The sequence below is a fragment of the Mesorhizobium sp. B2-6-1 genome (assembly GCF_006440475.1).
In the GTDB taxonomy this organism is placed as follows: domain Bacteria; phylum Pseudomonadota; class Alphaproteobacteria; order Rhizobiales; family Rhizobiaceae; genus Mesorhizobium.
The window spans coordinates 32,660-54,256 of sequence record NZ_VFUH01000007.1 but is presented as its reverse complement, the minus strand read 5'-3'; the positions used below and the strand labels follow the sequence as shown (position 1 = coordinate 54,256).

General features: G+C 64.3%; 24 protein-coding genes and 1 riboswitch. Of the genes, 11 read left to right on the top strand and 13 right to left on the bottom strand.

Annotated features, from left to right (window positions below; genetic code table 11):
• Positions 1 to 15: 15 nt before the first annotated feature.
• Positions 16 to 387 carry a glyoxalase superfamily protein gene (locus FJ443_RS16015; protein ID WP_140625569.1) on the top strand — a complete coding sequence of 124 codons (372 nt, stop codon included), beginning with the start codon at positions 16 to 18 and terminating at the stop codon, positions 385 to 387.
• On the opposite strand, the gene FJ443_RS16010 is transcribed toward FJ443_RS16015, so the two are convergent.
• On the bottom strand, positions 366 to 1,247 hold the full coding sequence (locus FJ443_RS16010; RefSeq protein ID WP_140525428.1) for a LysR family transcriptional regulator: 882 nt from the start codon (positions 1,245 to 1,247) through the stop codon (positions 366 to 368). The two genes, FJ443_RS16015 and FJ443_RS16010, sit on opposite strands and share 22 nt — an antisense overlap.
• A 222-nt stretch (positions 1,248 to 1,469) precedes the next feature.
• Between FJ443_RS16010 and FJ443_RS16005 the strand changes: the two genes are divergently transcribed.
• Positions 1,470 to 2,411, top strand: a complete 942-nt coding sequence (locus FJ443_RS16005) for a DMT family transporter (RefSeq protein WP_181170952.1) — start codon at positions 1,470 to 1,472, stop codon at positions 2,409 to 2,411.
• On the opposite strand, the gene FJ443_RS16000 is transcribed toward FJ443_RS16005, so the two are convergent.
• The 3 genes from FJ443_RS16000 to FJ443_RS15990 all read right to left on the bottom strand — a co-directional run bounded on the left by FJ443_RS16000 (position 2,412) and on the right by FJ443_RS15990 (position 4,166).
• Positions 2,412 to 2,783 carry a response regulator gene (locus tag FJ443_RS16000; RefSeq protein WP_181170951.1) on the bottom strand — a complete coding sequence of 124 codons (372 nt, stop codon included), beginning with the start codon at positions 2,781 to 2,783 and terminating at the stop codon, positions 2,412 to 2,414.
• 109 nt (positions 2,784 to 2,892) lie between these two features.
• A complete protein-coding gene (gene hpt, locus FJ443_RS15995; protein WP_023677924.1) occupies positions 2,893 to 3,435 on the bottom strand; it encodes a hypoxanthine phosphoribosyltransferase in 543 nt (180 codons plus the stop codon).
• 89 nt (positions 3,436 to 3,524) lie between these two features.
• The gene (locus FJ443_RS15990; protein WP_140558116.1) at positions 3,525 to 4,166 is read right to left on the bottom strand and encodes a hypothetical protein; all 642 of its coding nucleotides are present in this window, start codon (positions 4,164 to 4,166) and stop codon (positions 3,525 to 3,527) included.
• Positions 4,167 to 4,467: 301 nt separating this feature from the next.
• Here FJ443_RS15990 and ftsE point away from each other — a divergent pair, with 301 nt between their 5' ends.
• From ftsE to FJ443_RS15975, 3 genes are all read left to right on the top strand, one after another.
• Entirely contained in the window at positions 4,468 to 5,127 is a 660-nt protein-coding gene (gene ftsE / locus FJ443_RS15985; RefSeq protein ID WP_027023302.1) for a cell division ATP-binding protein FtsE, read from the top strand.
• Complete coding sequence (locus FJ443_RS15980; RefSeq protein ID WP_140664837.1) at positions 5,120 to 6,106, top strand: ABC transporter permease; 987 nt, start codon at positions 5,120 to 5,122, stop codon at positions 6,104 to 6,106. Before ftsE ends, FJ443_RS15980 begins: the two co-directional genes overlap by 8 nt.
• A 99-nt stretch (positions 6,107 to 6,205) precedes the next feature.
• Positions 6,206 to 6,919 carry a YdcF family protein gene (locus FJ443_RS15975; protein WP_140500788.1) on the top strand — a complete coding sequence of 238 codons (714 nt, stop codon included), beginning with the start codon at positions 6,206 to 6,208 and terminating at the stop codon, positions 6,917 to 6,919.
• A gap of 9 nt (positions 6,920 to 6,928) precedes the next feature.
• Here the strand turns inward: FJ443_RS15975 and FJ443_RS15970 are convergent, their stop codons facing one another.
• On the bottom strand, positions 6,929 to 7,561 hold the full coding sequence (locus FJ443_RS15970; RefSeq protein ID WP_140658265.1) for a pyridoxamine 5'-phosphate oxidase family protein: 633 nt from the start codon (positions 7,559 to 7,561) through the stop codon (positions 6,929 to 6,931).
• Positions 7,562 to 7,586: 25 nt separating this feature from the next.
• Positions 7,587 to 8,057: a DUF1348 family protein gene (locus tag FJ443_RS15965; RefSeq protein ID WP_140565877.1), complete on the bottom strand. Its 471-nt coding sequence runs from the start codon at positions 8,055 to 8,057 to the stop codon at positions 7,587 to 7,589.
• Between the two features lie 113 nt (positions 8,058 to 8,170).
• On the opposite strand from FJ443_RS15965, the gene FJ443_RS15960 reads away from it, so the two are divergent.
• Positions 8,171 to 9,073 carry a LysR family transcriptional regulator gene (locus FJ443_RS15960; RefSeq protein WP_140525421.1) on the top strand — a complete coding sequence of 301 codons (903 nt, stop codon included), beginning with the start codon at positions 8,171 to 8,173 and terminating at the stop codon, positions 9,071 to 9,073.
• 122 nt (positions 9,074 to 9,195) lie between these two features.
• Positions 9,196 to 9,984, top strand: a complete 789-nt coding sequence (locus FJ443_RS15955) for a 1-acyl-sn-glycerol-3-phosphate acyltransferase (RefSeq protein ID WP_140525420.1) — start codon at positions 9,196 to 9,198, stop codon at positions 9,982 to 9,984.
• A gap of 40 nt (positions 9,985 to 10,024) precedes the next feature.
• Here the strand turns inward: FJ443_RS15955 and FJ443_RS15950 are convergent, their stop codons facing one another.
• The 3 genes from FJ443_RS15950 to FJ443_RS15940 form a co-directional block, all read right to left on the bottom strand.
• A complete protein-coding gene (locus tag FJ443_RS15950; protein ID WP_140525419.1) occupies positions 10,025 to 10,651 on the bottom strand; it encodes a LysE family translocator in 627 nt (208 codons plus the stop codon).
• A gap of 86 nt (positions 10,652 to 10,737) precedes the next feature.
• Positions 10,738 to 11,685 carry an aldo/keto reductase gene (locus FJ443_RS15945; RefSeq protein ID WP_140558105.1) on the bottom strand — a complete coding sequence of 316 codons (948 nt, stop codon included), beginning with the start codon at positions 11,683 to 11,685 and terminating at the stop codon, positions 10,738 to 10,740.
• A 118-nt stretch (positions 11,686 to 11,803) separates the two neighbouring features.
• Positions 11,804 to 12,325, bottom strand: a complete 522-nt coding sequence (locus FJ443_RS15940) for a gamma-glutamylcyclotransferase (protein ID WP_140500781.1) — start codon at positions 12,323 to 12,325, stop codon at positions 11,804 to 11,806.
• 137 nt (positions 12,326 to 12,462) lie between these two features.
• Between FJ443_RS15940 and FJ443_RS15935 the strand changes: the two genes are divergently transcribed.
• Together FJ443_RS15935 and FJ443_RS15930 are read left to right on the top strand one after the other, a co-directional pair.
• Complete coding sequence (locus FJ443_RS15935) at positions 12,463 to 13,461, top strand: DUF2125 domain-containing protein (protein WP_140664835.1); 999 nt, start codon at positions 12,463 to 12,465, stop codon at positions 13,459 to 13,461.
• Between the two features lie 9 nt (positions 13,462 to 13,470).
• Positions 13,471 to 14,400: a sugar kinase gene (locus FJ443_RS15930; RefSeq protein WP_140664832.1), complete on the top strand. Its 930-nt coding sequence runs from the start codon at positions 13,471 to 13,473 to the stop codon at positions 14,398 to 14,400.
• On the opposite strand, the gene FJ443_RS15925 is transcribed toward FJ443_RS15930, so the two are convergent.
• Together FJ443_RS15925 and hisC are read right to left on the bottom strand one after the other, a co-directional pair.
• The gene (locus FJ443_RS15925; RefSeq protein ID WP_181167284.1) at positions 14,397 to 15,332 is read right to left on the bottom strand and encodes a prephenate/arogenate dehydrogenase family protein; all 936 of its coding nucleotides are present in this window, start codon (positions 15,330 to 15,332) and stop codon (positions 14,397 to 14,399) included. The genes FJ443_RS15930 and FJ443_RS15925 overlap by 4 nt on opposite strands.
• Positions 15,333 to 15,338: 6 nt before the next feature.
• The gene (gene hisC, locus FJ443_RS15920; RefSeq protein ID WP_140664829.1) at positions 15,339 to 16,448 is read right to left on the bottom strand and encodes a histidinol-phosphate transaminase; all 1,110 of its coding nucleotides are present in this window, start codon (positions 16,446 to 16,448) and stop codon (positions 15,339 to 15,341) included.
• Positions 16,449 to 16,583: 135 nt separating this feature from the next.
• A riboswitch (SAM riboswitch) is annotated at positions 16,584 to 16,661 on the top strand.
• A 121-nt stretch (positions 16,662 to 16,782) separates the two neighbouring features.
• Here hisC and FJ443_RS15915 point away from each other — a divergent pair.
• Positions 16,783 to 17,952: a homoserine O-acetyltransferase gene (locus FJ443_RS15915; RefSeq protein WP_140513895.1), complete on the top strand. Its 1,170-nt coding sequence runs from the start codon at positions 16,783 to 16,785 to the stop codon at positions 17,950 to 17,952.
• A 58-nt stretch (positions 17,953 to 18,010) separates the two neighbouring features.
• Entirely contained in the window at positions 18,011 to 18,625 is a 615-nt protein-coding gene (metW, locus tag FJ443_RS15910) for a methionine biosynthesis protein MetW (protein ID WP_140500775.1), read from the top strand.
• 111 nt (positions 18,626 to 18,736) lie between these two features.
• Here metW and FJ443_RS15905 read toward each other — a convergent pair whose 3' ends face one another.
• Both FJ443_RS15905 and FJ443_RS15900 read right to left on the bottom strand, forming a co-directional pair.
• Positions 18,737 to 19,540 (bottom strand): DUF1194 domain-containing protein, encoded by an 804-nt coding sequence (locus FJ443_RS15905; RefSeq protein WP_140664826.1) that lies wholly within the window; start codon positions 19,538 to 19,540, stop codon positions 18,737 to 18,739.
• A 105-nt stretch (positions 19,541 to 19,645) separates the two neighbouring features.
• Positions 19,646 to 21,469, bottom strand: coding sequence for an ABC transporter ATP-binding protein/permease (locus FJ443_RS15900; RefSeq protein ID WP_140651055.1), 1,824 nt, complete (start codon positions 21,467 to 21,469; stop codon positions 19,646 to 19,648).
• Positions 21,470 to 21,597 lie beyond the last annotated feature (128 nt).

The window sequence follows — 21,597 nt, the reverse complement described above, 5'->3', positions numbered from 1 at the left end:
AGCGGCTGCAACATCATGCCCAAACTCGGCACAGTGACGCCCATCCTGCGCATCTTCGACATTGCCAAGGCCCACGAGTTTTACGTCGGCTTCCTCGGCTTCCAGGTGCTGTGGGAGCACCGCTTTGACGACAACGCGCCGCTTTACATGGCGGTCGGCCGTGACGGCTGCATCCTGCATCTGAGCGAACACCATGGCGACGGCGCGCCCGGCATCGCCATGCGCATCAAGGTCGAGGACATCGCCGCCCTGCATCGCGAACTGATCGGCAGAGCATACCGTTTCGCCAGGCCGGGCCTGGAAAAGACGCCGTGGAAGACCCGCGAGGTGTCGGTTGCCGATCCGTTCGGCAACCGGCTGCATTTCTACGAGGATGCGGCCGGCTGAGTCTGCCTGTTGACGAACGCCTCGCGGATCGCCTCTTGCATGCCGTCGATCGCCTCGCCCGACGCATTCGGGTTGCGATGCATCACCACATTCGAGGAATCGATGTCGCCGAAACCGTCGGCGGACGTCAACTCGCGGCAGCCGTCCGGAATGTTGCTGCGCGAAATCGGTGCGATCGCCAGTCCCGAGGTGACGGCAAGCTTCAGGCCGCCGGTCGTGTCGCTGGTGTAGGCGACACGATAGCCGAGCCCGCGCTGCTCGAGCGATTTGATGGCGAAATCCTTGCACCAGCCGGCCCGGTTATAGAGAGCGATCGGCACCGGACGCTCCTCATGCATGTTATGCAGGATCGATGTCACCCACACCGTCGGATCATGCATCAGCACTTCGCCGCCTGAAGGATCCTGCCATTCGAACACCACGCAAAGATCGAGTTCGCCGGCGGCAAGCGCCGCTATCTGCGCCCCCGAATGGGCATAGCGCACGGTGACCTCGACCTTGGTGTGCCGCTTCGAGAACGCGCCGAGCGCGCGCGACAGGATGGCATGGCCGTATTCTTCCGGAATGCCGATCCGCACCGGCCCGCCGAGCGGCGCCGCCGCCATCGACGCGGCCGTCTCGTCGAGCAGTGAGACGATGCGGCGGGCATTGACAATCAGCTCGCCGCCGCGCCGCGTCAGCGCCACGCCGCGCGACCCGCGCTCGAACAGGCTGTCGCCGATGACGCTTTCGAGCTTCTTCATCTGCATCGAAACCGCCGATTGGGTGCGGCCGGCCTGCTCGGCCGCCTTGGTGAAATTGCCTGCTTCGACAATGGCCACGAAGGTGCGCAGGAGATCGCTGTCGAGAGTGGGTCGCATCCCGTCCGCCATAAGGAATTTTGATTGCTGGTATCATTCCAATTCGTTTGCAACATGTCAAACACGGGATGATAGTTGCTACACCCATTGGATATGTGGCTGAGGATTCGGCCACGGCCCAATCAAGAGTCCTCACTCATGCCCGCTGCCCGAAACGGTGGCGGGTTCTTTTTAGCTTGCTGCAAGCTTGCTTGCGCCCTGGTACGGGAGCTTGGGATCCTCATGCGCAATCGGATGGTGCTCGGCATGCTGAGCCTGTGCCTGGGCGTGTTGGTCTTCTCGCTGCAAGACCCGCTCGTCAAGGCGGTGTCGGGCGGCTACTCCGTGACCGAGGTGATGGCCATCCGCGCGATCGTCGCCCTGCCGATCCTGATTGTCCTCGTCCATGCCGATGTCGGGCTGCGAGCGATCCTGTCGCGGCGGTTCGGCATGCTGACCATGCGCGCCTTCATTCAGTTCACCTCCTACACCATGTACTACCTCGCCATCGCCGCCTTGCCCCTGGCCGATGCCGTGGCGCTCTATTTCATGGCCCCGCTCTGCATCATGGTGCTGGCCGGGCCCTATCTTGGCGAACGGGTCTCCTGGCAGGCGCTGGCGACCGTGTTGATCGGGCTGCTTGGCGTCGTCGTGATGCTGCGCCCGGGTGCGGGACTGTTCGACTGGGCGGCGCTGCTGTCGCTGGGCTCCGCGGTGCTCTACGGCTTCTCGCAACTGATGGCGCGTAAGATCGGCGACACCGAATCTTCGACTGTGATGGCTTTCTACCAGAACGGTGCCTATCTCGCCGGCGCCGCACTGGTCGCAAGCCTGTTCTGGCTTGCCGGCATCAATCATGCCGCCCATCCCAGCCTGGAATTCCTGGTGCGGCCCTGGCTGTGGCCGACGCTGCCGGATTTCCTCAAGATGGCCGCCTGCGGCTTCGTCGCCTCCGCCGGCATGATCTTGCTGTCGCAGGCCTACCGGATGGCGCCGGCAAACCGCGTCGCCACCTTCGAATACACCGGCATCCTGTGGTCGCCGCTGTGGGGTTTTCTGTTCTTCGCCGAAGTGCCGCGGTCGACGACCGTGATCGGCGCCGCCCTTATCATCGGCGCCGGCCTGCTTGCGCTCAACACCGGACGGCGCAAGCTCCCCGTACTCGTCGCTGCCGATCCCGCCTGATCAGGCGAAAATGCTCAGCGCCCGTTCGACGCGTGAACGGATTTCGGCCAGCGTGAACGGCTTCTGCACGACGTCGAGGATGATGCCGTTCAGTTCCTCGGCGCGCTCGCGCTGATCGGCATAGCCGGTCATCAGCAGGATCTTCATCGACGGGAAAAATGCCGAAGCTGCAATCGCCATCTCGATGCCGTCCATCTCGGGCATGCGGATGTCGGAGACGACGAGATCGTAGCCGCCCTTCGCGGCGCGTATCAGCGCCAGTCCTTGCGCGCCGTCGGCGGCGATGTCGATTGCGTGCCCGGCGCGTTCGAGCGCCCGGGCTGCGAGGGTGCGGACGGACTCATCGTCCTCAACGATCAGAAGCTTTGCCATGGCCGGCATGTTTGGCGAGCAAACGTTGACTTTTTCTGAAGGGCCCGGCGCTCCGGCATGGGTTATTTTCTTGAAGCCGTTAAGGCCTTTTTCAGTATTTGCCGCTGCCTCACGCATCGCCTTTGACGACGCCGACGAACGGCAGTTCGCGAAAGGCGTGCGCGACATCCATGCCGTAGCCGACGACGAAATAGTCGGGGCAGTCGAATCCGACATAATCGGCATTGAGGGTGGTCTGGCGACGCATGCGCTTGTCGAGCAGCACCGCGATGGCGCAGCTTCTGGCGCCGCGTGACAGCATCAGGTCGCGGGTGAAGCTCAGCGTTTTGCCCGACTCCAGAATGTCGTCGATCAGAAGCACGTCGCGGCCGGCGACCTCGTTGTCGATGTCGCGCAGCACCCTCACCTCGCCGCTTGTGGTGCCGGCGCCGTAGCTGGAGATGAAGATGAACTCGACCTCTGGCGACAGGCCGACATCATGCATGGCGCGGATAAGGTCTGCGGCGAAGATGAACGAGCCCTTCAGCACCGAGATCACCAGAAGATCGTGATAGTCGTGCCCGGCGATCTCCTTGGCGAGTTCGAGATTGCGTCGGGCGATGGCCGACGCCGAAAACAGGACCTCGATGTCCTTGCCGCGCACAACTGGCATTCTTCGTCCCTTCAAGATTTTCAAAGGCCTTCGCGCACAGGAAGCGCTGACATCAGCCGTTTGCGGGCCGGCCTCACCTGTCGCACATGCTATTCCGCGAAGGTGACCGACACCGTCCTTACGCCGTTTCTAGGGACGTCGAGCCGGCTGGCAAAGCCGAATCTTTCACTTGGCGCCAATGAGCGGCTGGATGTCCCCAAAGTATAGCGCGTTGTGCGCCCGTCATTGCCGGTGACGCGGATCTCGAGCGGCGGCAGCGTCGCCGGACTTGCACCGTCATTCGCGGCCTCGCCGTCGACGAACAGCACGGGGTTCGCCCCAGACGCGTCCACGCGGGACGTCACCCCTGAAATGCTCAACGCCGAGCCCGGTCCGCCCGCGAGGGGCGGCGCCTGGCGCACCAGTGCGTGCCCGCCGGAAACCCAGAAGGCGGCAAAGACGGCGCCGATACCGGCGATCCAGAAGATCGGCCCGCCGCGCGGCGCCGGTGGCCGCACCGGCGGCGGCTCGGGCTTGCGCAGCATGTCCATGCCTTCGAGGGATGGCATGGACATCACGCGCCGCGGTGAAATGGCCTCGGCATGGGGCGCGGCCCGCGGCACCACCACATAGTCGGCATCGACGATATCCGCCGCGCCAGCGCGCAGGATACGCTCCGGCGCGGCATTTGCCGGCGGATCGGTCATGATTTCGCCGGAAACCGGGCGCGCGGTTCGATCCTCAGCCATCATGGCCCCAGCATTGCAGCACGTTCGCTTTTCGTTTCTTTTGCGTAAAGGCAAATGGTTAATGCTTCCCCACCGGAGCCCTTGTGACGAGCCGAAACAACCCGCTAATTAACCGCCGGTTAACCATGCCGGCCGATGGTCTTTTCCCAGAACAGGCCGGCTTGCCGCCGACGGATTCCGATTTCAGGTCAAATCGACCTGAAATCTGAATCCGCCTCCGAATTAGAGTGATAGAGCATGATGTCGCCCGAAAACCGCCTCACACTTTTCGGCATCACGCTCTAGGAATTTCAGGTCGCCGAAAGTGATTCGCTTCGAAAATGTCGGCCTCCGCTATGGCATGGGTCCGGAAATCCTCCGCGACATTTCCCTGCACATACCGGAGCGCTCGTTCCAGTTCCTGAGCGGGCCTTCGGGCGCCGGCAAGACGACGTTGCTGCGGCTTCTCTTCATGTCGCTGAAGCCGACGCGTGGGCTGATCACCATCTTCGGCAAGGACCGCTCCCGCATCTCGCGCGCCGAACTGCCGCATCTCAGGCGCCGTATCGGCGTGGTGTTCCAGGATTTCCGCCTGCTCGACCACATGACCACCTATGAGAATGTCGCGTTGCCCTTGCGCGTGCGCGGGCGCGAGGAAGCGAGCTATCGCACCGACGTCACCGAGCTGTTGAAATGGGTCGGGCTCGGCGAACGCATGCATGTGCTGCCGCCGGTCCTGTCGGGCGGCGAGAAGCAGCGGGCCGCGATCGCCCGCGCCCTGATCGAGCAGCCGGAGATCCTGCTGGCCGACGAGCCGACCGGCAATGTCGATCCGCCGCTGGCGCGACGCCTGCTCAGGCTTTTCATCGAACTCAACCGCCTGGGCACCGCCGTGGTGATCGCGACCCACGATCTCGGCCTGATGGAGCAGGTCGATGCGCGCCGCATGATCCTGGCCGGCGGGAGGCTTGATATCTATGACTGAGCTTTCCGCCGAACACCTCGACGCACAGGCCGACGAAGCGGCCGCGCCAAGGCCGCGCGTCCAGCGCAAGATGGCGCCCATCGTGCCGGCGCAGAACATCGCCGGCCGCGCCCTGGTGCTGGTCATCGCCATCATGACCTTCCTGTCCTGCCTGACCTTCGGCGCGGTTACCCTGGTGCGCGACACCGCCTCGGTCTGGGAAAACCAGATCTCGCGCGAGGCGACGATCCAGATCAAGCCGGTCGACGGCCTCGACATGGAGGCAGCCCTTGCCCAGGCCTCGCAGATCGCCGGCGAATTCCCCGGCGTGAAGGCGACCAGGATCATCGACCGCGACGCCACCGCCAGATTGCTGGAGCCGTGGCTGGGTTCGGGCCTCAACATCGACGAACTGCCGGTGCCGCGGCTGATCATCGTCACCATCGACGAGAGCAACCCGCCCGATTTCGCCGCCATGCGCGCCGCGATCACGCCGAAGCTGCCGAGCGCATCGCTTGACGATCACCGCACCTGGGTGGACCGGCTGGTGGCCATGGCCCGCACCACGGTGACCATCGGTATCGCGGTGCTGGCGCTGATGCTCTCGGCGACGGTGCTGACCGTGGTGTTCGCCACGCGCGGCGCCATGGCCGGCAACGGCCACATCATCGAGGTGCTGCATTTCGTCGGCGCCGAAGCGCGTTTCATCGCCCGCGAGTTCCGTCGCCATTTCCTGATCACCGGCATGAAGGGCGCGGCCGCCGGCGGAGCCGCCGCGGTCGCCGTCTTCATCGTCTTTTCCTGGTGGTCCTCGCGCAACATGGCGACCCCGCAGGCCGACCAGGCGACTGCGCTATTCGGCAACTTCGCCATCGGCTCGGCCGGTTATCTCGGTGTCGTGCTGATGGTGCTGGTCATCGGCGGGCTGACGGCTGCAACTTCGCACGCCACCGTCGTTGCCTATCTCAGCGACATCGACGTGCGCCAGCCTGAAGCATGACGACGTCGAATAACCAGGATCGATCACGCATGAAGAACCGCCGTAACGCAAATTGCGATTTTTACCTACCAAAGGCCGCATTTCGGGATTAACCATGCCATGATGGAGGTGCGGGACTCGACCAGTACCGTTGGACCGATGCCGGCGTTGGCGGCGCGTCCGCATGGACGCGGCCGGGTTTCGGCCGTGCTGCGCGTTTCTTCTTTCGCCTTGCTTGCCCTGGTCGCCCTGTTTGCCGGCGGCTTCGGCTGGTTCGCCAACACCGTCAGCCATCTGACCACCCCTGCCAACCCGGCCAAGGCCGACGCGATCATCGTGTTGACCGGCGGCCAATCGCGCCTCGATGCGGCGATGGAACTGCTGGCGTCCGGCAAGGGCGCGCGGCTTTTGATCAGCGGTGTGCATCCCTCCGCCAGCCGGCGTCAGCTTCAGGCCGCGACCGGCGGTGACATCAGGCTGTTTTCCTGCTGCGTCGACATCGACCGCGCCGCGCTCGACACGATCGGCAATGCCGAGGAAAGCGCCAAATGGGTCGAGAGCCATGCCTATGGCACGGTGATCCTCGTCACCAACAATTACCACATGCCGCGCAGCCTGCTGGAAATGGGCCGGCTGCTGCACAAGGCCAAGCTCGAACCCTATCCGGTGGTCAACAGCAATCTCGACAATGGCGGCTGGCTGACCAAGCCGCGGGCATTGCGCGTGCTGTTCACCGAATACAATAAATATCTGCTGGCATTGGCGCGCGGCATCGTTCCGGTGAAGCCGACGCCGGACGGCATCGCGTTGGCCGAGATCGCCGCCGGCAGCTGAACCTGCTCGTCATTTGGTGACGACGGATCCCGGCGCCTGCCGCAGGCGAGCGACTTCCTGTTCGAGCCGTTCGATCCGCCTGTCGCGTTCGGCCAGCGCCGCCGCCACGTCAGCGGCCTCGAAGCGCTGCGGAATGTGCTGCGGACAATTCGCATCCCAGGTCGCCACGGTGAACAGGATGACCTGTTCGGGCCGTGCCGCATAATCCCGCGGCATCAGCCTCGCCATCAGCTCGGCGTCGCCTTCCACCACACGCGCCGTGCCCCAGATCTTGACACGCCGGCGATGGGCATAGTCGATGAGGAACAGGAAGGCCTGCGGATTGTCGGCGAGATTGCCCTGGGTGATGAACTGTCTATTGCCGGCGAAATCGGCGAAGCCGATCGTCTTTTCATCGAGCACCTTGAGGAAGCCGGCCGGCCCGCCGCGATGCTGGATATAGGGCTGGCCAACACCGTTGGCCGTCGACAGGAAGACGCTGGTCTGCATCTCGATGAAGGCCGCAAGGTCCGATGTAATCACCGACTGCCAGCCACCGCGCTCCTCGACCCGGGAATAGGCCTGGCGAGAGCCCTTGCGGGCCTGGATCGCCTTGACGGTCGGCGTGAAAGCGACGTCGCTGGTAAAAGCATGCGCGTCCATCGGTAGCCTTTCTTACCCGGAGAGGTTAAAGCCCGAGTTCAGACAGCGACGGATGGTCGTCCGGCCGTCGGCCGAGCGGCCAGTGATATTTACGGTCGGCAGCGCCGATCGGCAGGTCGTTGATGCTGGCGATGCGCAGCCGCATCAGCCCATATTCGTCGAATTCCCAGTTCTCATTGCCATAGCTGCGGAACCACGAGCCGCTGTCGTCATGCCACTCATAGGCGAAACGCACCGCGATACGGTTGCCATGGAAAGCCCAGACCTCCTTGATCAGCCGGTAGTCGAGTTCCCGGCTCCATTTGCGCGTCAGGAAAGCCTGGATGGCATCGCGGCCTTGCAGGAACTCGGCGCGATTGCGCCAGCGGCTGTCTACCGTATAGGCAAGCGCGACACGGGCTGGATCGCGCGAGTTCCAGGCATCCTCGGCCATGCGCGCCTTCTGCGCGGCGGTTTCCGCGGTGAATGGCGGCAGCGGCGGACGCTCTTGCGACATGACAATTCCTTTCTTGACCCGGGTCGTCTGCGTCACGGCCAATATGGAGGCTTCCATCAGACAGATGTAGATGCCATATTTGTAATCTATCCTTCCAATTTCCGGAAGAATCGATGGACCGGCTCGAAGCCATGTCGCTCTTTGTCGCCGCGGCGGAGGCCGGCAGCCTGTCTGCAGCCGCGCGCCGTTTTCGCATTCCGCTGGCGACGGTCAGCCGCAAGGTTTCCGACCTGGAACGGCATCTCAAGACCCGCCTTCTGAACCGCTCCACCCGCCGGCTGACGCTGACCGATGCGGGCCAGGCCTATCTTGCCGCCTGCCGCCGCATCCTGGGCGAGGTCGGCGAGGCCGAGCGCATGGCGGCCGGCGAATACAGCGCCCCGACGGGCGAACTGGCCATCACCGCGCCGGTCGTCTTCGGCCGCCTGCATGTGCTGCCGGTCGTGACCGGCTTCCTCGCCGCCTATCCCGACGTAGACATCCGCCTGACGCTGGCCGACCGCATAACCCAGTTGGTCGAGGACCATTTCGACCTCGCCATCCGCATCGGCCGGCTTCCCGACTCCAGTTTTGTCGCCATGCGGATCGGTACGATCCGCCGTGTCGTTTGCGCGAGCCCCGGCTATCTGGCCGAACGCGGCGCCCCGACGGCGCTTGCGGACCTCGAGTCCCACAGCTGCATTACCTTCGAAGGGCCGGGCGCGCTCTCGACATGGAGCTTCACCGTCGGGAAGGCCGAGATGCCGATTCGGGTCCGCTCGCGGCTTCAGGTCAACACCGCCGAAGCTGCGATCGATGCCGCGCTCGCCGGCGTCGGGCTGACGAGGGTGCTGTCCTACCAGGTCGACGCGGCGGTGCGGTCAGGCGCGCTGCGCGTGCTGCTGCGGGAGTTCGAACCGGAACCCTGGCCGGTAAGCCTGGTGCACGCAGGCCACGGCTTGCTGCCGGTCAAGCTGCGCGCATTTCTTGACTTCGCCGCCCCGCGCCTGAAAGAAAGGCTGGCGCGGCTGATGTAGCGCGGCTGGGCCGTGGGCGAAGCCGAAATGTCTTTCGGCGCCGTTCGGGGGCATCTTCGGCCATTTCCTTTTTGCGCCCGCTTGGTGTAACCAACGCACACCTCCTTACCGGGCCTCCCCCAATGCTCCAAGTCCGATCGCTGGCGTTCAACTTCGTCTTCTACATCAATCTGATCGTCCAGATGATCCTCTGGACTCCCTATTATTTCCTGTCGCCGCGCCATCGCGCCTGGTTCGTGCCGAAGTTCTGGTCGCGCACCTCGATGTGGCTCTACGACAAGATCGCCGGGACCAAGAGCGACATCACCGGGGTGGAAAATCTGCCCGAAGGTTCCTTCATCCTGGCGCCCAAGCACCAGTCCTTCTGGGACGCGATCGCCTTCTTCCCCTATCTCCAGGATCCACTCTACATTCTGAAGCGCGAGCTGACCTGGATTCCGTTCTTCGGCTGGTACATCCTGAAAATGCGCATGATCCCGGTCGACCGCGGCAGCCGCTCCAAGGCGCTGAAGGCGGTGGTTGCGGCGACCAAGGAAGAAATCGCGCGCAACCCGCGGCAGCTCATCATCTATCCCGAAGGCACCCGCCGCGCGCCCGGCGACGAACCCGCCTACAAATACGGCATCGTCGAAATCTATGCGCAGCTCGGCATTCCCGTGGTGCCGGTCGCCCATGTTGCCGGCCTCTATTGGCCGCGCCGCAAGTTCCTGCGCTATCCCGGCACCATCAAGGCGCGCTTCCTGCCGCCGATCCCGCCGGGCCTGGACAAGGAGGAATTCATGCGGCGGCTGATCGGCGAAACCGAAACCGCCTGCGACCAGTTCCTCATCGACGCGTCCCGTGCACCCAATCCGCCCGCCTTGCCGCCGACGGCGGTCAAGCGGCTGCGGGAACTCGGCGCCAAAGCCTGAAGTGCGGCCTTCGGCGCGCCGATGGCGGCTCGCGCAACGTTCAAGCGAACACAGCCAGTGCGGTCGTCAGCACCAGCGTCGCGGCAAAGACCAGATTGATGATGCGCGAAGCCACCGGCCTGCGAAGAAAGCGCGCGAAAGCAGCGCCCGCAAGCAGCCACACGGCATGGATGGCGACGATCATGCATGCGAGAGCGGTCAGCTTCGGCCCGGTGCCGATGGCGCCGGCGCCCGAATCCGCGGACGCGCCGGCGAACACCGCGGCGATGGCCACATAAGCCTTCGGGTTGGCCACCGCCAGCAGGAACCCGCCGGTGAATGTCGGTCGCGCGGCCTCGCCGGCATCCGCCGCCAGGGGCGGCGCGCTGGCAATCTTGAACGCGAGATAGAGGATATAGGCAGCCGACGCCGCGACAAGCAGCGGCGCGAGCGGCGGCATCGCGGCAAGCATGGCGCTCACCCCGCTTGCCACGACCAGAAGCACGGTGATCGTGCCCAGGATGACCCCCAAGGCGTAGCTCAGGGAACGGCGCAGGCCGAAAGCCGCGCCGACGGCGATGACGCTTATCGTCGCCGGTCCCGGGCTGCCCATGACGGCCGTAGCGGCAAGCATCAGCGCAACGAGCTGACGCCACATATCCGGCTGCGAAAAAAGCGGGCCTGCCATCCGCGCCTCCTGTCTTGCCAAGCGTCAATGACGGTATGGCAAGGTCGGGGCGACCGTCTTGGACGATCGTGCGCGCTGCTGACGGCTCAGCCGCTCGCCTTGTCGAGCTCGGCCATGTCGTCGGCGCTCAGCTCCAGCGACACCGCCTTGATCAGGCTGTCCATCTGTTCAGGCTTGGTGGCGCTGGCGATAGGCGCGGTGACGCCCGGCCGGGCAATGACCCAGGCAAGCGCCACTTCCGCCTGTTTGGCCGAATGCCTGGCGGACACCGCGTCGAGTGCCGCGAGGATGCGCATACCGCGCGCATTGAGGTAATCTTTCACGCCGCCGCCGCGCGGGCTTTGACCGAGATCGGCCTCGCTGCGGTATTTGCCGCTCAAGAAACCCTTGGCCAGGCTGAAATAGGTGATCACGCCGATGTCCTCCGCCATGCAGAGATCGCGCAGCGGGCCATCGAACGACGAGCGGTCGTAGAGATTGTATTCCGGCTGCAGCACTTCATAGCGCGGCAGGCTGCGCAGGCTTGCCACGTCGAGCGCGGCGCGCAACTGGCCGGCGTCGAGATTCGAGCAGCCGGCATAACGGATCTTGCCCTTGGCGAGGAGCTTTTCATAGGCGCCGAGGGTTTCCTCATAGGGCGTGGTTGGATCCGGCCAGTGCGACAGATAAAGATCGATGAACTCGGTCTGAAGCCGCTTCAGCGATGCATCGACGGCCTTTTCGATGTAAGCGGCGGACAGGTCCTTGTGGCCCTGCCCCATGTCTGAGCCCACTTTGGTGATCACCACGACCTTATCGCGGTTGCCGCGGTCCTTCATCCATTTGCCGATGATGGTTTCCGATTCACCGCCCTCGTGGCCGGGCACCCAGCGCGAATAGGCGTCCGCTGTGTCGACCGCGTTCAGGCCGGCGCCGACGAAGCGGTCGAGCAGGTCGAACGACGTCTTCTCGTCGGCGGTCCAGCCGAAGACATTGCCGCCCAGAACCAGCGGCGCGATGGAAAGGTCGGTGCGACCGAGACGGCGTTTCTGCAAGGCTGATCTCCGTGTTGGTGGGATTGGGCGGCTATCGCCCGTTGAGAGTCGGAGCCTAACCTAGGTCTCGCCGCATCGAGGTCAAAGACCTCGCCGGATTTTTCCGCAAGCCAGCGCTTCACAAAGGCGCGATCCGCCTGGCCACGTCTTCCAACCAGTGATCGCGGATGCCGAGCGCCCGGAGATGGTCCAGCGTGCTCGACACATAGTCCTCATTGTTGCCGGATTGGCCGACAGCGCCGCGCACCACATCAGCGGCGTGGGCCGCATCGAGCGCACCGGCATACTGCTCATGATTGCGGTCGACGATATAGGCCACGGCCTCGACCGTGCCGCCGCCGTCAAGGCGGACATTGAGCATGCGCTCGAGATAGACATTGGTGACCAGCTCGCGCTCACGCAGATAGGCGATGACCTCGTCCCGCAACTCGCCCGGCACCCGGAAAGCCAGCCCGACGCAGGAACCCCCGCGGTCAAGGCCGAGCACCAGCCCCGGACGTTCCCGCGTGCCGCGATGCACGAAGGAATAGACGCACAGCGCGCGACGATAGCCATGCAGGCGCGCCCGCCTTGTCTCGACATGCGCGAACCCCGGCCGCCATATCAACGAACCATAGCCAAACACCCAAAAATCGCCCATATCGCCGTGCCTGATTGCGTAAGAATGGCAACACCACACCGGAATCGGTGTTTTTTCCGTCCATCTCTGTCTACCTATTGTCGTTGCCAGAATCGACAGCCCGCCCACAGCCCCCATGCGTGAACGAGAACCGCAGCATGACGTCCACTGACGAACGCCAGCCGAAGCATCGCCGCCGCCTGTTCTGGCTTGCAGCGTTTGTCATCGCGCTGTTCGCCATCTACAGCGGCGGCTGGTTCTATCTCGCCGACAGGGTCCGGAGCGAAGCCGACAAGGCGGTCGCCACGCTCAACAAGAGTGGCATCGAGGCCGGCTGCGCCAATCTCCAGGTCAGCGGTTATCCCCTGAGCTTCGCCGTCTCCTGCGACAATCTTGCTTATGAGGACGACGCCAAGAACCTTGCCGCCTCTGCCGGCTCCTTCAACGCCGTCGCCCAGATCATCCAGCCGCTGTCGCCGGTCGCGGACCTGCGCGGTCCGCTCAGGACCTCGGTTCCGGGCATGGTGCCGCTGTGGATCGACTGGGATGATCTTAAGGCCAACGTCAAGCTCTCATGGCCGCTGCCGCGACGCATTTCGCTCACGGCCGAGGGCCTGTCCGGCCAGACCGATCCGGCCGACGACACCGATCCGGTGCAACTGTTCAGCGCCGGCAAGGCGGCGGGCCAGCTGCAGCCGAACGGCAGGGATATCGACTATATCGGCAGCTTCGGCGATCTGGAGATCGACCCCGATGCGATCGGGGGCCGCGTCCTGCCGCCGCTCGACGCCAGTGGCGAGGCGACGCTGAAGAACGGCCTGGCCCTGATCGGCACGCAACTGAAAAGCCTGCGCGGCCAGGCCGTCGAGATCCGCAGGCTCGATTTGTCGTCGGGCACGGCGCACGTCACCGTTTCCGGGCCGCTGTCGGTCGACGCCGAGGGCCTAGTCGATGCCGATCTGATGATCAGGCTGAAAGACCCGAAAGCCGTGGCCGCCATTCTCGGGGCCGCCATACCCGAACAGAAGAACCAGATCGAACAAGGCTTTGCCGCCCTGGCGCTGCTCGGCAACGAACCGTCGATGCCGCTCAAGGTGGTCAAGGGCAAGGCCTCGCTCGGCTTTATCCCGCTGGGCAAGATCACGCCGGTCGACTAAGCATCCCCAATGGACAGACCGGCAAAACTCCTGAGCGTCGGCGCGCTGACGCTCGACACCATTCTTCGCGTCGAAGCGCTGCCCATCCATCAGGGCAAGTTCATGGCCGCCGATGGCGTCCAGATCGCTTCCGGCATGGCCACGAGTGCCGCCTGCGCCGCACGCCGGCTGGGCGCCGAAGTGTGGCTTTGGGCGAGCGCCGGCGATGATCAGGTCGGCGACCAGCTGATATCGGGCATCGAGGCGGAGGGCGTCGATTGCAGCCTCGTCCGTCGCGTCCCCGGAGCGTCCTCGGCGCTGGCCGCGATCCTTGTCGACGGCCATGGCGAGCGCATCATCGTGCCTTTCTACGATCAGCGCGCTCAGGCCGATCCCGACGGCTTGCCGGTCGCCGATCTCACGGCTTTCGATGCCGTGCTGGTCGATGTGCGCTGGCCGGGTGCGGCGGCGCTGGCGCTCAGCGCTGCGCGCGCTGCCCGCCGCCCTGGGATCCTCGATGCCGACACCGCGCCATTGGCAGTGCTGGAGCGGCTGTTGCCGCTCGCCTCGCACATCGTCGCCTCCGAACCGGCGGCGCGCATCGTCTGCGGCCAGGCGCTGGACCCGCAGGCCGCATGCGCCGACCTTGCGTCGCGCACCGACGCTTTCGTCGCGGTAACCGCCGGCGGGGCTGGAACCTGGTGGCATGACAGGCAGGCCGGTTGCGTACGCCACGTCGCTGCGCCAAAGGTCAAGGTGGTGGATACGCTGGCAGCCGGCGACGTCTTTCATGGCGCATTCGCAGCCGGATTGGCGCAAGCCATGCCGATCGAGCAGGCGCTACGCTTTGCCAGCGCGGCCGCAGCGCTCAAATGCCAGCGCTTCGGCGGCAGGCTGGGCGCGCCCGATCGTGCCGAGACACTGGCGATGATGGCGGCGACCTGGCCTGAAGGAGCCTAGTTTTTCGCCGGATGCTCGACCGCCTGGCGACCGAAATCCGGCACGTCGATGTCCTGGCCGGCCTCGATGATCGAGCGTCGCACGGCGCGGGTGCGGGTGAACAGGTCGAACAGCTTGTCGCCGTCGCCCCAGCGGATCGCCCGCTGCAGAAAAGCCAGATCCTCCGAGAACCGCGCCAGCATTTCCAGGATCGCGTCCTTGTTGTGCAGGCACACGTCCCGCCACATGGTCGGATCGGAGGCGGCGAGGCGCGTGAAGTCGCGGAAACCGGAAGCGGAATATTTGATGACTTCCGTCTTGGTCACCGATTCCAGGTCATCGGCGGTGCCGACGATGTTGTAGGCGATGATGTGCGGCAAATGCGAGACGATGGCCAGTGTCATGTCGTGATGCTGCGGATCCATCGTGTCGATGTTGGCGCCACAACGGCGCCAGAATTCGGAAAGCCTTTCCAGCGCGTCCGGATCCGTGTCCGGCAGCGGGGTGAAAATGCACCAGCGGTTGTCGAACAGATCGGCGAAACCGGCATCGGGCCCAGATTTCTCCGTGCCGGCCAGCGGATGGCCGGGAATGAAATGCACCCCACCGGGTATATGCGGCTGCATCTGTGCGATCACGGAAGCCTTGGTCGAGCCGACATCGGTGACGATGGCGCCCCTCTTCAGCGCCGGCGCGATCTCTTGCGCCACCGCGCCGGACGAGCCGACCGGCACCGAGACGATAACCAGGTCGGCATCGCGGACCGCTTCCTTGGCATCTATGGCGTAGGAGGAGCCCAGCCCAAGCTCTTGCGCCCGCGCCAGCGTCGCGGCGCTGCGCGTCGAGATGGCGACATGGCCGGCCAGGCCCTCGCGGCGGATGACGCGGGCCAGCGACGAGCCAATCAGGCCGATGCCGACCAGCGCGATCTTTTCGAACATCGGTGATGCCATGGCGTTTTAGCTTTTCAGGAATGTCGTGAGTGCCGCGACAACGCCGCGATTGGCCTCTTCGGTGCCGACCGTCATACGCAGTGCGTTGGGAAAGCCATAGCCCGAAACACGCCGCAGTATGTAGCCGCGCTGGGTGAGATAATCGTCCGCCGCCGCGGCCGAATGCTTGCCGTCGTCGGGAAAATGAATGAGGAGGAAATTGCCGACGCTCGGCGTCACCCGCAACCCGAGCCCGGTCATCTGTTCGCTCAGCCAGGCCAGCCAGGTCTCGTTATGCGCGACGCTACGCTCGATATGGGCGCGGTCGCGGACGGCGGCGATGCCGGCCTCGATCGCCGTCGCATTGACGTTGAAGGGACCGCGTATGCGGTTGATCGCGTCGACGATGTGCATCGGCCCATACATCCATCCGATCCGCGCCCCGCCAAGTCCGATCTTGGAGAAGGTGCGGGTCATGACCACGTTCTGAGAGCTGCCCGCGAGCTCGATGCCGGCCTCATAGTCGTTGCGCCTGACATATTCGGCATAGGCGGCATCGAGCACCAGAAGCACGTTCTTCGGCAGGCCGGCATGCAGGCGGCGCACCTCCTGGAACGGCACGTAAGTGCCGGTCGGATTGTTGGGATTGGCGAGGAACACGATCTTCGTACGTGGCGTGACGGCCGCCAAGATCGCATCGATGTCGGCGCGCTCCTCGGTCTCCTTGACCGCGACAGGCGTCGCCCCCGCCGACTGGATGTAGATCTTGTAGACCATGAAGGCGTGTTCGGTGAATATGGCCTCGTCGCCGGGCGCGAGATAAGTCTGCGCCAGCAAGCCGAGAATCTCGTCGGAGCCGTTGGAACAGATGATGTTCTGTGCGTTCAGACCATGCACCTCGGCGATTGCTTCGCGCAGGCGCCGGGCGGTGCCGTCGGGATAGACGTCGAGCTTGGCGGCGACCTCGCGCGCGGCCTCGATTGCCTTCGGCGAGGGGCCGAGCGGGTTCTCGTTCGACGACAGCTTGTGGACCTTGTCCACCCCGGCGGGGGCCGAGCTCTTGCCCGGCACATAGGCCTCGATGTCCATGATGCCCGCGCGCGGGGTTGGACGTGCCTTGTCCGGGGTCTGGCTCATATCGCAAATCCGTCGAGAACGCTTCCGTCCTGGAAGCCGCTGCGGAAATACAAGCCATGGCCGGCAATGTCGAGAGGTGGCAGTGGTGCCAGCAGTTGGCATTGACGGCGGGGCAGGCGAGTTCTAGAAGGGCAGCAACAGTTCCGTGGTGATTTGGCCGGTCGGCTTGCAGCCACGTTAAACAATTCGCTAAAGGGCCGTTTGCGTGACGTAACCGGCTTTGCGAAGGCATTGCCGGTTTTTTATTGTCCGCGGCCGGCCGGACGAACGCATCGGCCGCGCTGACATCGGTAGCGATTTCCGTAAAAGGCAAGGGTGCAGCAAGAGAGACGAGATGGCCGCTCAGCGCGCTGGCAGAACCAACAACGAGGCAGACCAACCGTCGAGTCCGGTCGTGCGCTTCGGCGCCGACAAGCCGCTCAAGCTCGACGCCGGCACGCTGCTGTCGCCGTTCCAGATCGCCTACCAGACCTACGGCACGCTGAATGACGCCCGTTCCAACGCCATTCTCGTATGCCACGCTTTGACCGGCGACCAGCATGTGGCCAGCACCAATCCAGTGACCGGCAAGCCGGGTTGGTGGGAAGTGCTGATCGGCCCCGGCAAGATCATCGACACCAACCGTTTCTTCGTCATCTGCTCAAACGTCATCGGCGGCTGCCTCGGTTCCACCGGCCCGGCATCCACCAATCCCGCCACCGGCAAGCCTTATGGGCTCGACCTTCCGGTCATCACCATCCGCGACATGGTGCGTGCCCAGCAGATGCTGATCGATCATTTCGGCATCGAAAAACTGTTTTGCGTGCTCGGCGGGTCGATGGGCGGCATGCAGGTGCTGCAATGGGCGTCGAGCTATCCGGAGCGTGTTTTCTCGGCGCTGCCGATCGCCACCGGCGCGCGTCATTCCTCGCAGAACATCGCTTTCCACGAGGTCGGCCGGCAGGCCGTGATGGCGGACCCCGAATGGCATGGCGGCAAGTATTTCGACCACGGCAAACGCCCGGAAAAGGGGCTCGCCGTGGCGCGCATGGCCGCCCACATCACCTACCTGTCGGAAGCCGCCTTGCACCGGAAGTTCGGCCGCAACCTGCAGGACCGCGAAGCTCTGACCTTCGGCTTCGACGCCGACTTCCAGATCGAGAGCTATCTGCGTCACCAGGGCATGACTTTCGTCGACCGCTTCGACGCCAATTCCTATCTCTACATGACGCGGTCCATGGACTATTTCGACCTCGCCGCCGACCATGGCGGCAGGCTGGCCGATGCTTTTGCCGGCACCAAGACACGCTTCTGCCTGGTTTCGTTCACCTCGGATTGGCTGTTTCCGACAGAGGAGAGCCGCTCGATCGTCCATGCGCTGAATGCCGCCGGCGCGTCGGTGTCCTTCGTCGAGATCGAGACCGATCGCGGGCACGACGCCTTCCTGCTTGACGAGCCGGAACTGTTCGCCGCCATCAATGGCTTCATCGGCTCGGCCGCGCGAGCGAGAGGGCTCGGCGCGTGACCCGGCAAAGTTACAGTCTTGTGCATCAAGGATCATGCGCCACGACAAGGGGCAAGCCATGAGCGTCAACCGCGCCCAGCGCGTCGATCTCGAGGTGATCGCCGGTCTGATCCCTCCGCAATCGCGGGTGCTGGACGTCGGTTCCGGCGACGGCTCGCTGCTCGAGCTTTTGCAGGAGACCAAGCAGATCGACGGCCGCGGACTGGAGCTGTCGCAGCGCGGCGTCAACGAATGTGTGGCGCGCGGCCTCTCGGTCGTGCAAGGCGACGCCGACAAGGATCTCGAATTCTATCCCGACAAGGGTTTTGATTTCGTCGTCCTGTCGCAGACCTTGCAGGCGACCCGCAACCCGAAGCTCGTTCTCGACGAACTGCTCAGGATCGGCGAACACGCCATCGTGTCCTTCCCCAATTTCGGCCACTGGCGGGTGCGCCTGTCGCTGTTCGTCAAGGGCCGCATGCCGGTGACCAAGGACCTGCCCTATTCCTGGTACGACACGCCAAATATCCACTTCTGCACCATCCGCGACTTCGTCAATCTGTGCGAGGAGCTTGGCGCGACCGTGGAAAGGGCGACCGCGCTCGACGCCAACGGCCAGAAGATCGGCCTGTCGATGCCATGGTGGTTCTGGAACTTCTTCGGCCAGCAAGCGGTGTTCTTGTTGAAGCGATAAGGGCCATCCCGGAGGTGGCTATGACACCCCCTTTTCGGGCGAAGTCGAGCTGCAAGCTGATCTCTGCGACGAAGGTCATCAGCAGGTTGGAACGCATAGCCCGGCGAAGGCTCAGCGATCGAGCTCCGGGAAATAGGGATCCGACAAGAACCGTCTGTCGCGTTCGCCTTGCAGGCAGTCGATCGGAGCCTCGGCTTCGGCGGGAATGATCCTGGTCTCGTTCTGAACGCCGCTCACTTCGAGAATCAGCTTGCGCCGGATTGCCGTCGAAAATTCGGCGGCTGTATAAATCGGCAGCACGAAGGAGCCCGGCCCGCCGGTGACGCACTGGGCGTAATACCGGTCGAGGTGGCTGAAGGTGGGCGATGGATTGATCAGGATCGGCAGGCCGTTGATGACGATGCCTCTGGCGTTTGCCGCATCCCGCGTGGCGGTGACGGGCGGCCCGATATTGTTTGGTCCGTCACCGGAAATATCGATGACGCTGCGTTCGCTTTCGAAAGTAGTGCGGTCGAAAAGCCCTGCACCGAAGGCGAGCGCGCCGGAGATCGACGTGCCGCGGAAGCTGCGGAACGGGCGGGCTGCAATCTTGTCGGCAAAAGCGTTGGCGCTCTCAGCGCCGTCGATGACCTGCCAGCCGATGAGCGCGTCGTCGCGCACAGTGCCGGCCCATTCGAAATAGGTGAGCGCGATGCGACCGGCGTTCCCGGCGCGGACCGCCTTGATGAAGTCGGGATGACGCAGCGCCTCCACATAGCCGGCGCGCTGCAGGGCGAACTCCTTCTCGTCCATCGACAATGAGATATCGACCGCCAGCACCAGTTGGACATCAACGGCCAGACTATCCGGCGCAGGCGCAGTCACGGCGGCCTCGGTGCAGGCCAGGCAGGCAAGCAGGCTGAGAGCATCAAGCATGGCCGGCTCAAGCTATGTTTCCGGTGCGATCTTCCCTCGCGATCACGGCGAAATAAAGCTGCCACGTGGCGTGGCGCGGGCTGGTCCGAATAGATGCCGGAAGTGCTATTTCTTGCGGCGAGGAGCGGCCGGCGGCGGCTCGATCGCGCCTGCCCTTATGCGCGCGGGCTTCAGAGCCGGCACGCCGGACGCCTTCACGATGGTCAGTGCGCGCGGGAAGAATTGATTGTTGTGCTGGCCGCGGCCTATATTGAGGATCGTCGCCCCGCCCAGCCGCTTCTCCAGCATCGACAACACCCGCCGCAGTGTCGGTCCGTCGAAGGCATCGAGAGCCTCATCGATGATCACCCATTTTGGTTGGCGCAGCACGAGGCGGGCAAAGGCCAGCAGGCGCAGTTCGTCGTCGGCCAGTTCATGCTCCCAGCGCGCGCTGCGGCCGAGCGACGACGACAGGTGTTCCAGGCCGATCTCGGCCAGCACGGCTGAGATATCGGCATCGCTTGCCGGCGCAACCCCGTCCACGCGGTCGAGCACTTCGCGCAGCGTGGCGGTTGGGAAGTAAGGCGTGCGCGGCACGAAGATGGGCGTCTCTCCCGCCGGCATGCCGATGCGCCCGCTCCCCCATGGCCACAGGCCGGCAATGGCGCGAAAGAACAGCGTCTTGCCCGCGCCAGGCTCGCCGGTGAGCATGACGCGTTCGCCGGCGTGGATCTCGACATGCTGGTCGGCGAGCCTCGTGCAGCCCTCCGGCGAGGCCACTTCGAGTTTCTCGAAGGTCAGCTTGCCGTTTGCATTCTCGCCGAATTCGATGCGCCTTTCCTGGCCGTGCAGCACATCGGTCTCATCCAGCGCAATGCGGAAATCGGCGACGCGCATCAGCGTCGCGCGCCAATCGGCGATGCTGCCGATATTGTTGATGAACCAACGCAATGAAGAATGGACCTGATTGAAGGCGCCGACCGCCATCATCAGTCCGCCGAAGCTGATATCGCCCGCGAAATAGACCGGCGAAGCGACCAGGATGGGAGCCACCACGGTGATCCAGCCATAGGTGTCCGTCACCCAGGCGAGATTGATCTGGGCGTTATAGATGCGTCGCATGGCGCCGAGCACGGTGCCCAGGTCGGTTTCCAGCCGCCGCCTGGCATCGGGCTCGCTTCGGGCGAGCGCGATGGCATCGATGTTCTCGTTGACGCGCACCATCGAGGAACGCAGCTCCGCCTCGCGTGTGTAGCGGTCGCTGTTGAGGTGGATCAGTGGCCGTCCGACCAGCCAGCTCAGCCAGGAAGCCGTTCCGGCATAGAGGATGGCCGCCCACACCATGTAGCCCGGTATGGCGAGCGATGTCCCGCCGACATGGAAGACGAAGCCCGAGGACAGCTCCCATAACACGCCGACGAAGGAGGCGAGCAGGATTAGGGATTGCAGCAGGCCAACGCCAAGATCCGTCGACAGGTCGGAAAGATGGCTCGCGTCCTGCTGCATGCGCTGGTCGGGATTGACCCCGATGGCGCCTGCATGCGCCAGGCGAAAAGCGCGCGCCGGCCGCATCCATCCATCGATCAGATCGAGCGTCAGCGCCTCGCGCAGCTTCAGCCGGATCGTCTGATTGAGCCAGGTCTGGCCGACATTGAGCACAAGAAGCCCACCGGCAATCGCGGCAAAAACGGCGAGCTGGTGCAGGAAGGCCTGCATGTCGCGGCGTGCAAGCGCATCGTAGAAAGGCTGGTTCCAGCGGTTGAGCAGAACCTGGCCGATCGAGGTCGCGACAATGACGGCAACCATTCCGATGGAGGCCCAGCGTAGCCCTTTGCGGACCGGCGACCCGGCAAGCGCCAGCTTGATGGTTGCCACCTGATCACGCAGGCTCGAAGCTTCGACCGCAGCGATAGGCCGGGCAGAGGCATCATTGTCCGGATAATCGGCCATGAGCTGAAGTCCTTGCGTTCAAAAGCGGTGCTGAAAACCGGATGAAGTGTAGTGACGCCACTGGTCACTCAGCCAGGCTGCGAGCCCGTCAGCGACAGATAGGTCGCGAAATGCCGTCCGGCGCAAGT